This window comes from Psychrobacter sp. Arc9, from assembly GCF_041431295.1.
In the GTDB taxonomy this organism is placed as follows: domain Bacteria; phylum Pseudomonadota; class Gammaproteobacteria; order Pseudomonadales; family Moraxellaceae; genus Psychrobacter.
In genome coordinates this window covers 17,632-29,290 of record NZ_JASMRK010000033.1, presented here as the reverse complement: position 1 = coordinate 29,290, position 11,659 = coordinate 17,632, and the positions used below count along the sequence as shown (strand labels likewise).

10 protein-coding genes are annotated in these 11,659 nt (G+C 42.3%); 7 read left to right on the top strand and 3 right to left on the bottom strand.

Annotated features, from left to right (window positions below):
• Positions 1-132: 132 nt before the first annotated feature.
• On the bottom strand, positions 133-816 hold the full coding sequence (gene nfuA / locus QO187_RS12715) for a Fe-S biogenesis protein NfuA (protein ID WP_057761762.1): 684 nt from the start codon (positions 814-816) through the stop codon (positions 133-135).
• Between the two features lie 583 nt (positions 817-1,399).
• Here nfuA and QO187_RS12710 point away from each other — a divergent pair.
• From QO187_RS12710 to QO187_RS12695, 4 genes are all read left to right on the top strand, one after another.
• Entirely contained in the window at positions 1,400-2,389 is a 990-nt protein-coding gene (locus tag QO187_RS12710; protein ID WP_371548540.1) for an alpha/beta fold hydrolase, read from the top strand.
• A gap of 139 nt (positions 2,390-2,528) precedes the next feature.
• Complete coding sequence (locus QO187_RS12705; RefSeq protein ID WP_102093963.1) at positions 2,529-3,596, top strand: bifunctional nicotinamide-nucleotide adenylyltransferase/Nudix hydroxylase; 1,068 nt, start codon at positions 2,529-2,531, stop codon at positions 3,594-3,596.
• A gap of 184 nt (positions 3,597-3,780) precedes the next feature.
• The gene (locus tag QO187_RS12700; RefSeq protein WP_102093962.1) at positions 3,781-5,178 is read left to right on the top strand and encodes a nicotinate phosphoribosyltransferase; all 1,398 of its coding nucleotides are present in this window, start codon (positions 3,781-3,783) and stop codon (positions 5,176-5,178) included.
• On the top strand, positions 5,172-6,032 hold the full coding sequence (locus tag QO187_RS12695; protein ID WP_102093960.1) for an SGNH/GDSL hydrolase family protein: 861 nt from the start codon (positions 5,172-5,174) through the stop codon (positions 6,030-6,032). The genes QO187_RS12700 and QO187_RS12695 overlap by 7 nt, the downstream gene beginning before the upstream one ends.
• A gap of 112 nt (positions 6,033-6,144) precedes the next feature.
• On the opposite strand, the gene QO187_RS12690 is transcribed toward QO187_RS12695, so the two are convergent.
• Positions 6,145-6,423 carry a type B 50S ribosomal protein L31 gene (locus QO187_RS12690; protein ID WP_057761772.1) on the bottom strand — a complete coding sequence of 93 codons (279 nt, stop codon included), beginning with the start codon at positions 6,421-6,423 and terminating at the stop codon, positions 6,145-6,147.
• 516 nt (positions 6,424-6,939) lie between these two features.
• On the opposite strand from QO187_RS12690, the gene QO187_RS12685 reads away from it, so the two are divergent.
• Together QO187_RS12685 and QO187_RS12680 are read left to right on the top strand one after the other, a co-directional pair.
• On the top strand, positions 6,940-7,539 hold the full coding sequence (locus tag QO187_RS12685) for a YceI family protein (RefSeq protein ID WP_102093959.1): 600 nt from the start codon (positions 6,940-6,942) through the stop codon (positions 7,537-7,539).
• Between the two features lie 232 nt (positions 7,540-7,771).
• Entirely contained in the window at positions 7,772-8,863 is a 1,092-nt protein-coding gene (locus tag QO187_RS12680; RefSeq protein ID WP_102093957.1) for a GNAT family N-acetyltransferase, read from the top strand.
• A gap of 151 nt (positions 8,864-9,014) precedes the next feature.
• Here the strand turns inward: QO187_RS12680 and QO187_RS12675 are convergent, their stop codons facing one another.
• On the bottom strand, positions 9,015-9,449 hold the full coding sequence (locus tag QO187_RS12675; protein WP_102093956.1) for a hypothetical protein: 435 nt from the start codon (positions 9,447-9,449) through the stop codon (positions 9,015-9,017).
• 560 nt (positions 9,450-10,009) lie between these two features.
• Between QO187_RS12675 and QO187_RS12670 the strand changes: the two genes are divergently transcribed.
• A complete protein-coding gene (locus QO187_RS12670) occupies positions 10,010-11,629 on the top strand; it encodes an FAD-dependent oxidoreductase (RefSeq protein ID WP_102093954.1) in 1,620 nt (539 codons plus the stop codon).
• The last annotated feature ends 30 nt before the right edge of the window (positions 11,630-11,659 follow it).

Below are 11,659 nucleotides of genomic sequence, written 5' to 3'. Positions count from 1 at the left end.
GTCTTGGTAAACTTACTTTAGCAACTTTGGACTTCTTTTTTTATCTTTTTTTGAGCCCTTATCCCGAACTGGGGTTATACTAGAGATATGGCCACCTTTATAGCAGCCAATTGCTTTTAACTATTTTTCATTTTATTTATAGTAAGCATTCTCTGTACGAGTATGATCAGTCTCGTCAACCACTTGGGTCAATTCTGGAATTTGTTGCTTTAGCTGCACTTCAACGCCTTGACGTAAAGTCATATCAACCGCTGAACACCCTTGGCAACCACCGCCAAATTTCAATACAGCGGTTAGACCAATGCCTTCTTCATCAATCAGTTCAAGCAACTGTACGTCACCGCCATGTGCTGCCAAGCCAGGGTTAATCTCTGACTGCAATACATAGTTGATGCGCTCTTCGACACTGGCATCAGCGCCTACTTTAGGTACTTTAGAGTTTGGCGCGCGGAAAGTCAGCTGACCACCAAAACGGTCTTTATTATAGTCGATGACCGCGTCTTCTAGATAAGGTACTGACGCCGCCTCAATAAATGCAGAGAAGTTTTCATACGTAAAACGCAAATCAGCGCTGTCTTCTTCGCCCGGCTGGTTATAAGCCATGCAGCACTCTGCACGCGGCGTACCCGGATGCTCAACGAAAATACGCACACCGATACCATCGGTATCTTGCTTAGATAACAAATCTGCCAAGTAGCCTTGAGCTGACTCAGTGATAGTGATGTTGCTTTTCGCTTCGACTTGCTCGGTATCTAGGGCTGATTCATAGCCAGCAGTTTGGTCTAGTTGGTTATCAGCTTGGTTTTGCTCACTCATAATGTTTCCTATGCGTTATGACACAAACGCTATATCTATTATGGCTACTGTGTCGTGAATTTGGATTTTTAAAATGTTTACGATTTATATAAAACATGCAGACTGTCAATATTTTCGATTTATTATTGTATGACATTGGTCGACATGATTATAAAGTTTAATCCGTCTATAGCAGTCATTATACCTGAATCACGCATCAATTCCGACCACGCTACTGTGAATTGAATAGCGACCGTTGTAAATGGTTGTCATTGGTTTTTTTAATGATGCTAACAGGTGGCAAAGCAACTTTATATTTAGACGAGAAACCACAAACACGCTAAATGACTATGTTGGCTGCCAAGTTATTCTCTATATAAAGACAGCGGTACCATTTATCAAGCGCACTCAGCATTTTCGATATGCCATACCGTTCACATCTAGTCCGAGCAAGTCATCTGGTTTTGACGTAGTATTGTTAATTTGAATGATTGTGCGCAGTAGCGTTATGAGCATGGTAACTTTTAATCGACTTGTATAAATATCAGCTTGTATAAATATCGACTTGTATAAATATCATGTGTTTTTTGGATAGGATCATTTTATGATGACACGGACGTTGCACCTAGTAAATACCAAGGACGATGAGAAAATTGCCGTTTGGAAAGTAGTTGATAATTCAGACAAAGATACGATAGCTAACACATCAGAAAACAGCCTGCCTAACATCACACCGCAAAACATATTTTTGACGCATGGTACGTTTTCTGACAAGCAAACTTGCCTCAAAATCGCCGAATACTTTGCGGGGCTTGGTCATCATTGCTACATCATGGAATGGCGTGGACATGGTGATAGCTCACTACCGAAAGAAAAGTTCAACTTTGAGACCGTCGCCACTTACGACTATGAGGCGACTTTTCGTTATTTCTTTGAAGAATTAAAGCTCAATAACCTGCATTGCGTCACTCATAGTGGTGGCGGTGTTGGCCTGACCATGTTTCTCATCCAAAACCTAAGCTATATCAATAAGGTCAATAGCATCAGTATGTTTGCCTGCCAAGCTTTTGGGGCGGCGCAAGACTCGACCAGCTACATGAAAATCCTTACAGCCAAGGTACTTACGCGATTGGTCGGCTTTATACCTGCTAAGCAATTAAAGGTAGGCCCTTTTAACGAAAGCTACTATACGATGACCCAGTGGTACGATTGGAATCTGCGTAAAAACTTTAAAAGTAGCTTTTTGAAAAAGGCTAATTTTGATAAAGGTAGAGCGAATATAGACGAAGTGAACGAAGGCATTAATCAGCAGAAAAGTACTGGCGATGACTTTATCGACTATCGTCATCATATGTCACAGATTACCATTCCTGTTTATTCTATTAGCGCAAAAGGCGATACCTTCATATCCCCTACTCGTGGCTGTCGTTTGTTTTTTGAAGGCTTTAATAACTCGTCCAATATCTTTCGAGAGTATTCGCTTAGTAATGGCGATTTAGATGATTATACGCACAGTCGCATTATGGTTAGCCGCAATGCTGCTACAGAGATTTGGCCAACAGTAACGGCATGGATAGAAAAGCATGCCAGTTAAAGCAGAGGTGTCGTTTGGACGATTTCGATAATGACACACCCCTAAACATCTTTATACTTGTCAGAAAGTCATAGGCTGTGTCAGTATTAGCGTCATTAATTTTTAATCAATAAAAATAAGTCGTAGGAAGTTGGCGTCTATGAGTGAATTATCAGAGCAACAGTCAGATAAGCAAAACCTAGATCAAAAAGGCAGTAAACACTATCGTTATCTGGTCTTTATCGGTCGCTTTCAGCCGTTTCATGCTGGCCACAAAGCCGTCATCGATGAGGCACTAAAACGCTCAGATGAAGTAATTATGCTCATTGGCTCAGCCAACTTGCCACGTAGCTTACGCAATCCATTTAGCGTCGCTGAGCGTGCCGCAATGATCAAAGGCGCCTACTCTGAAGAAGAAGCCGCACGCATTCACTGTGTTGGCTTAGATGATGCACTCTACAATGACACCCGCTGGCTACAGTATGTGCAAGCAGGTGTAAAATCTGTCACTGGTGACTTGCAGACGGATATTGGTTTGATTGGTCATTCAAAAGACAGCTCATCGTACTATCTGTCACTGTTCCCCAACTGGGACTCTGTGTCAGTGCCTAATTATCATAACTTATCAGCCACACCGATTCGCGACAGCTACCTGATGGGGGCCACGCCTACGCCCGAACGTACGCCTGAGTCGACGCGCAACGTCCTTGATGCATTCAAACAAACTGAAGACTACCATCAGTTGCATGAAGAAGCAGACTTCATCGATAAATATAAAAGACAGTGGGAATCAGCACCTTACCCGCCTACTTTTATGACTGCCGATGCCTTGATTGTACAGTCGGGACATATCCTACTGGTTGAGCGACGTAGTATGCCAGGGCGTGGACTCTGGGCGCTGCCAGGTGGATTTTTAAATCCAAAAGAGACGCTGTTTGATGCTTGTATCCGTGAACTACGCGAAGAGACTCGCCTCAAGGTGCCTGAGCCAGTATTGCGCGGCTCCTGCCATAGCCAGCATACCTTTGATGACCCGTATCGCTCAGCGCGTGGTCGCACCATTACTCAAGCGTTTTATTTTCAGCTCAAAAACGATCCAAAAGGTCTGCCAAAAGTAAAAGGTGGCGACGATGCGACCAAAGCATTTTGGTTACCCTTGGCTGAGCTCGATGCGAAGATGATGTTTGAAGATCACTATGCGATTATTACTAAAATGGTTGGCTTGTAGTTCATTTCTATTCGTTTTTTTAGCAGCTTTTTTTAATAGCTACTTGAGCAAATTATTATCAATAACAGCTATCACTAAATATCGTATTAACAATTTGATACCAATGCCGATAGACGGCAATCAACCACCGCCACTGTTTTTTTATTAAAGCAGGGGCGGCATTTCAAAGCAGAGGAGTTCTGTGATGTATACCAGTAATCTAAACAATTTAATCTTAAACAGCGACAGCTATAAGACCTCACATTGGGTGCAATACCCGAGCGGTAGTGAGTATCTGTCAAGCTACATTGAGGCGCGCAAGGGCGACTATGATGTGGTGTTCTTTGGTCTACAAGCCTTTATCAAAGAGTACTTAAGTACGCCTATTACTCATCAAGATATCGATGAAGCCGAAAAGGTCATTCAAGCACATGGTCTAACCTTCAATCGTGCTGGTTGGGAGCATTTGATCGAAAAACACGACGGCTACTTGCCACTGCGTATCCAAGCCGTACCAGAAGGCAGTATCGTGCCCGTGTCCAATGTAGTCTGCCAAGTGATTAATACCGATCCTGAATTTTACTGGCTACCCAGCTATATCGAAACAGCGCTATTGCGTGCGATTTGGTATCCATCCACGGTCGCTAGCGTTTCTCACTATTGCAAAGACATTATCCGCCAAGCGTTAGAGAAATCAGCGGACAATATAGAATCCCTGCCTTTTCGCTTGCATAACTTTGGCGCGCGCGGTGCATCGAGCCAAGAAACGGTTGCACTTGGTAGCTTAGCGCATTTGGTCAACTTTGCTGGTACGGACTCGATGACAGCGCTTATTGCTGCTAGTCGCTGGTATCAAATGGGCGACGATATGCCTGCATTCTCTATCCCAGCAGCCGAACACAGTACGATGACAGCTTGGGGACGTGATGGCGAGACTGCTGCTTTTCACAATATGATTGAGCAGTTTGGCGGTAAGGATAAAGCCTTTTCGGTCGTCTCAGATAGTTATGATTTATGGAATGCCATCGACAATATCTGGGGTGACGCCTTAAAAGATGAAGTCAAAAATATGGGCGGCACTTTGGTTATTCGACCAGACAGCGGCGAACCTACCAAAGTCGTCCGCGAAGCGTTGGAGCGCTTGGCGGTGAAGTTCGGCACGACTGTAAACAGCAAGGGCTATAAAGTGCTGCCCGACTACGTACGCATCATCCAAGGTGATGGCATCAGCTCGCAAAGCTTAAGCAAAATTATTGACGTAGTAATCAAAGCAGGCTTTAGCATAGAAAACGTGACGTTTGGTATGGGCGGTGGTCTATTGCAGCAAGTCAACCGCGACACCATGAGTTGGGCAATGAAATCTAGCGCTATCTCTATCGATGGTGCATGGAAGGATATTTATAAAGATCCTGTCACCAGCCGCTCAAAACGCTCGAAAAAAGGTCGATTGGCACTGGTAAAAGACGACAGCGGCCAGCTAACAACCGTCAAAGAAAATGAGATGAGTGACCCAACTGACAATCTATTACGTGATGTCTACGTCGATGGTAAATTGTTAATTGAAGATAGTCTTACGACTATTAGGGAACGTGCAGGGTGGTAGACACTAATAAGCTGACATCGGTCGCAAAGGACGTTTTACTTGCCCCCGTCTATCTCTATCAAGGTCGCAAAATCAAGCGTGATACGGTTCGCTTGCCTGAACCACATGGCGAAAGGCACGGTGTGATTGACCTGCCTCAAGCAAATAATGAGATATCAACGCAAGAGGCTAAGACATTTAACCTTATGGTCGTTGGCGATTCAGCAGCAGCAGGTGTAGGTAGCCAAACGCAGCAGGAAGCGTTGGTCGGTAAGCTCATACCGATACTGGAACAAAACGAAGCTATCCAAGCAAACTTTGCTCGACTCAATTGGTCATTGCAAGCGACAACAGGTCATACCAGCTTTGATATTCTACGCAGGTTATATGTCTTACCTGCTCCTGAACAGCCTATTGATGTGATGTTGCTAAGCGTAGGGGTCAATGATACAACGTCCAATGTCTCTGTGCATAAATGGCAACAACAAATTGAAGACATTATCAATATTGTACAGCGCAAATTTGGCGTACGAGAATTGGTTTTTTTAAGTTTGCCACCGATGGCGCAAATGCCTGCAATCCCTGCCCCGCTCAATAACTTTGTAGGTGCAAAAGCATCGATACTGGATGGGATATTACAGCAGATTTGTGTGGCTCATGCTGGTGTCACCTATATGGCAACCGACTTTACACGGATGCTAGAAGAGCATGCAAATGGCTCGGCTATCGATATCAATGTGATGTTTGCCAGTGATGGATTTCATCCTAGCAGTCTGATGTACGGCTATTGGGCGCAGCAAATCGTAGAAACCATTATTCAGTTACTAGACTCTATTCAGATATTGGACTCATCTACTACTGAGTTTGAGCGCTAAATAGACTGTTAGCTTTATTTTTAGATCATAAAAAATTAAGCAATAAAAAACCGCTGAATAATCAGCGGTTTTTTTATTGCTTAACGAAATATATTTACACCATAAGTGCAAATTATTCAGCAGCGTCTGCAGCTTTCTTGCTACGGCCACCAAATGCGCCAAAGCGTTTGTTGAAGCTTGCAACACGACCTTCAGTAGAAGTTTTACGTTGCTCACCAGTATAGAATGGATGCGACGCACTTGAGATATCAAGTGGGTAGTATGGGTATTCTTTACCTTCGTATTCACGAGTCGCTTTAGTCTTAGCAGTTGAGCGAGTCAAAAAGAACACGTCAGCGTTAGTGTCGTGGAACAAAACTTCTTGGTAATTAGGATGGATATCTTTACGCATAATATACTCTCTAGGTCCGATGTATGTACAACGTCTAAATACAACACCATCGATGATGTATCAAACAAATAATGACATACGTAACTGAGGCACTAAGGACATTACAAGTATGGCAACTGCGTCACTGGCTTATTCCAGCACCCAACACCACCCTTCTGTTCGCTTAGCCTTTCCCCAGCGGGAAAATTAAACCGCGATTTTAACGGTTTTTAACGTAAGACGCAAGGAGCAGTTGTGATAGAGATATGTGATAAGTTGTCAATAATAAAGTAATGGTATTGAGATAAGCGATGTAATTCAGTACAATAATTTGGTTAGTAAAATTAATCTATGGTATAAATTACTGTAGTTAACCTAAACAAATATACTGCGTATGAATCATTTATATTTAGTATATTAAACGGTACAGCTACGCGATATTGATCAGTTTTACAGGAAGTATCGCTTTACTTATTTATAGACAAACATAGATTTATAATCAAGCATGGAAAACCAATACTCAATAAGGACTATTCAATGATAAACATGACAATGAAGACCACTGCTAAAGCGCTATTCATCAGCTCAGCACTTGCTATCACTACTATGGCAAGTGCGGCACTACCAACTCAGTGGGAGTTAGATGATTCACATACTCGCGTCGGATTTTCTGTGAGCCATATGGGATTCTCAACCACCATGGGTCATTTTAGTGATGTTGAGGGCGTGGTGAATTATGATATGAAAGCACCAAACCAAACCAGCATGGAATTTACTATAGCCACCGACAGCATCGATACCAATTGGGATGCTCGTGATAAACATCTAAAAACTGATGAATTTTTCAATGTCGAAAAGTACCCAACCATGACTTTCAAATCTACTCAGGTCAAATTCATCAATCCACAACAGGCCAAAGTAACGGGTGACTTCACTTTGCTTGGTCAAACCAAACCACTAACCTTAGATGTCACGTTGAACAAAATCGCTAATAGCCCACTGACTAAAGAGCCAGTCGTTGGTTTCCGTGCCACTGGTACACTTGATCGCGCCGCTTATGGTATGACCGCTTACGCTGACGGTATCACGACCAACGTTCCTATCCAAATCGATGGCGAGCTAGTAGAAAAAAAATAACAGTAAGTTTATAGCTCTCTAATAGCTTTCGACAAAAACGAGAAAAGCAGCCTACCCTCATTTATAGAGGCAGGCTGCTTTTTTATTTCCTATAGATTCTTCTACGCTCTAATCATATATATTCACTATTTTACATAAAAGGTTTTTATATACTTGAAGGCTTCATACTTTGTTGTTATATTCATATATACGGATTTACGAATATATAACGCAACACTGAGGGAGCAGCAACGTGGATACAGTACAAGTTGATTACATAGCGATAGATGCTGAGTGGGATAAGAAGGTATCAAATCATCATTTTGATATATACCACTTATCTGGTTGGATTGCGGCCTCAGCTGTCATCGATAAGGGCAAACCTCAAGGCATCATCGCTCACTATAAAAACAAGGAAGTATTGTTACCCATCATAATTAGACAAATTGACTCAGAGCACTGGGATGCTACTTCCACTTATGGTTACGGGGGGCCGTTGATGGACAAAACCCTCACTGATGCCGAGTTAGACATCATACTGGATGAGATAAGAGCTTTTCTTTGCGAGAGAGGCTGCGTGTCCTTGTTTATGCGGTTGCACCCGATTATTAATAAAGAATGGATACCTACAGTTGGCAAAGCACTGACTCACGGGCTGACCTTGATGTCTGATTTAAGTAAGTCAGAAGAAGAGCATTGGAGCGAAACACAAAATCGACATCGCCGCGGTATCAAAAAAGCCATAAAAATGGATGTCGTGACAAAAACAGAATTCTTGACTAGGCAAAACGCGATGGTGTTTTCAGACATTTATAAAGAGACAATGCGAAACGTCAAGGCCAGTGATTATTACTTCTTTGATGATGATTATTTTTTTAATTTGCTTGAAAACCTTCAAGAAAAAATACTGTTGATAACCGCCTATCAAGACGATAAACCAATCGGGTCCTCTATATATACGCTCTGCCAAGAGTCTGGCATTATGCAGTTCCACCTTGGCGGCACGCTGAACGCTTATACACATCTACAACCTTCTAAACTTATCACTCATGTCGCTCGTAATTGGGGACGAGAGAACCGTTATGAAGTACTACATCTTGGTGGCGGCGTTGGCTCCAATTTAGATTCTTTATATGAGTATAAAAAAGGCTTTAGCTCGCAAGAGTTACTATTTAAGACTTATAGACTCGTCGTTAACGTAGCAAAATATACAGAGTTAGTAGCTGATATCTGGTTCAAGGAAAATGATCTGCTTTCAGACTTTTTTCCTTTATATAGAAAAGAGCCTAGCAAAGAAGAAGTGCTAGAGACCATTCAGGTTGAGCCTTTAGCAAATGTGACATAGTACAGGTCACATCTATTATTAGAGAATATACGCACGGTAGTATTCTCGATAGTGGAAAATAGAACCAAACAAACAGCAGCCTGCCTCTATAATTGAGGATAGGCTGCTTTTCTATCTTAACGTTTCCGAGTTAGTTTATATCTAACACCTGTTATTTACTTGGGATAACGTGCCAAACGCCAAGTTTATCATCACCGTCTTTGTCACCAACTTTTGTGTCATTAGCATAGAAGTATAAAGGCTTACCGTTCATTGCCCACTGATATTTGCCATCTTCACGCTTAAATGCAGCGAACTGACCTGAGGCTTTAGCATCGCTAGGCGCTTTGAAAATTGGCCACACAACTTGGCAAGCTGCACCGCAATCTGACTTATTCATAGAGTCTTTATCAAACGTATACAACGTCATATGGTTGGTAGCATCTACCAACACCCCATTCTTGCTAGTGACTGGTGCTGTATTGTTGCTGGTTGCCTGTACTTCATGCGTACCTGACATATCGTTACCGACTACGTTTTTTAAAGTAGTACAGCCAGTTAGTGTTAATACACCTGTTAGTGCCGATAACATCATTATATTTTTCATCATAACTTCCTTGTAATTTTAGTCGTATTTTTTATAGCGATAAGCTTGTTGTCGTTTACTTTATCGACTGTCCCTTTTGTTAATTTTGACATTTGTAATTTTGAACAGTCATCAAAACAGAACCGACACTTCTTGTTAAGCAAAATAAATATAGCATATGGTTTTATATTATCTTGATAATCAATATACACGCTTACAAAAGTGGTCGAATTTTACAAAACAATAAAACGACCTTGTTTTTGATTTCACAAGTTTGCCACCTCTCTCGTTTACTCTATTTTTAGACAGACTTGTTTCTCTGAAAAACTTCACACATATAGCGACTCGTTGACAAAACTCATGCATCTTCTTACGTATTTCCCATCATATTGTCTGTAGTTCTTCGTAAAATAAACCTATAGAGATGAAGAATGGCTAAACAATAGAAAAGATGACTATTGAAGTTCAGATTTGTGTGTTGAACTTAATTACCTTCGCACGCATATCAAGAAATATAGAACATTTGATACATATACCGAGCACGGCCTAATACAGATGCTATTAAGGATACAACGACGACAATGACTCAGTCTTTTGATAAAAAATACGCTCAATCCTTTAATCGTGACGCTCATTCTGGGGTGTTATCTTATGGGGCACAAAACACTCAACCTAAAAAGCGCGTTGGCATTTTGGGCGGCGGTACTGCGGGATCGACGATTGCGATTCGACTTGCTGCGTTAGGATTAGAGACCTATTTGTTTGAAAAGAAAAAATCTCTCATTGATGGACCACCTATGTGTCATTTGCATGCAGGTGGTAACTTGTACCGTGAAATACCGGACGAAGATTGCGTAGCGCTGCTTAAGCAATGTATCGATATTTTGCGTTTGTATCCGCACACTATTGACGTCCGTCCTACGGTGTTTGCTGTACCGACACGTGACGAAGGACTGCCTGAAGATTTACTACCGCGTTTGGATATTTTGACCGATGCTTATCAAGAACTGATCGAGCAAGATGTTAATAATAAAGTATTGGGTGAGCCTAAAGATTACTATCAACTTTATAGCCATGAGCAATTGATTGAGCTGTCTGAACGTGAGCAAGTCGCTGTACCAAGTACAGTTGATGAATGGATGATTCCAGTCGCTAGATATTTGGATTTGAACAAAGTTAAATTTCCTTTAATTGTTGTTCAAGAATATGGTTGGAACATTTTTCGTTTAGCAGCTTCTGCCAAGCTTGCGCTCGAAGAGTACGACAATGCGCACGTATTTACCGAAACCGCTGTGCAAAAAGTCGTGCCGGTAGATTGTGAGAACTGTACCAACGCTGACCATCATGTCACCAAATGGCGTATTGACTATCAACAAATCCATAGTCAAGAACACGCCTCTCAGCCTGAGTCTATCGAAGTTGATTATCTAATCAATGCTTGCGGATTCCGCACTGGTGTCATCGATGATATGGTTGGTGTCGAAGTTACGTGTATGGTTGAGTTCAAATCGTCTTATGTGACCCATTGGGGCGATGCTGGTGGACAGATACCAGAGATTATCGTCTACGGTCAACGAGGTACACCAGAAGGCATGGCGCAGCTTACTCCCTACCCTGGCGGATACTTTCAGATTCATGGTATGAGTAAAGCCATTACCTTGTTTGATGATGGTCTTGTCGCATCAAGTGAAGACAGTGCGCAGCCCAAACTGCCACAGCAATACGTGCATTATATTGAAGATGGTTGGGATAAAGCACCCTTACAGGCACGTAGTCAGCAAGCGATTGAGTATGTGGCGGAGTTTGTACCGACATTTAACAGCGCGCGTACTGTTGGTAACGCGCTATACGGTGGGCAGCAGATTCCCGGACAGGATGATACTCTGCGAGTCGCTGATGTGAGTTTATATTCTAATATACGCTATGCCCGTGCAGAAAACGTCAAAGCATCTTCGACCTTGATTGCCGCTGACCAAATAGTTAATGAGCTGACAGATCTAGGCTTGATAGAGAACGATACACCTCTGAATCGTAGTCGCTATGCTCATGAATGGTCGTACCTTGTCCATAACGATAGTGTGGCCGTGGATGAGGTTGCACGTGAGCTCGCTGAACAGCGTGGATTTCCAATTGCGATGGCTCATGTCAATCATAGTATTCGTGAAGTAGCATTGGATGATCTCACGCCTGTTGATGCCTAATAGACATGATTCGCTGATAGGTTGTTAATA